At 67.5% G+C, this 351-nt stretch carries 1 pseudogene; it reads right to left on the minus strand.

Annotated elements, in window-relative coordinates:
* Positions 1–351: pseudogene (locus AAHM40_RS27075) on the minus strand (flavin-dependent monooxygenase); the annotation flags it as partial.

Here is a 351-nt window from a genome sequence, read left to right on the forward strand (position 1 = left end):
TGAGCGGTGGGTGCGGTACTCGGGCACGAATGCGTCTTCCACCAGTACGTCATGGGAACCGGTGGCTTCCAGGCCCATGACATCCCAGTTGTCGAGGATGCTGTAGTCCTGGCGCGGCACGAGGAAGGTGCGGTAGTCCGGGGCCTCGCCGTCCTTCTCCGGCGGCACCATGGCGCCGAGGAAGGCCCACTGGCAGTGCTTGCTGCCCGAGGAGAAGCCCCAGCGGCCGCTGAGGCGGAAGCCGCCGTCGACGCGGGTGACCTTGCCCACCGGCATGTAAGAGGAGGAGATCAGCACGCTCGAATCCTGGCCCCAGACCTCCTGCGCGGCGCGGTCGTCGAACAGCGCCAA

This window comes from Pseudomonas sp. OTU5201, from assembly GCF_038440135.1.
Classification (GTDB): Bacteria; Pseudomonadota; Gammaproteobacteria; order Pseudomonadales; family Pseudomonadaceae; genus Metapseudomonas; species Metapseudomonas resinovorans.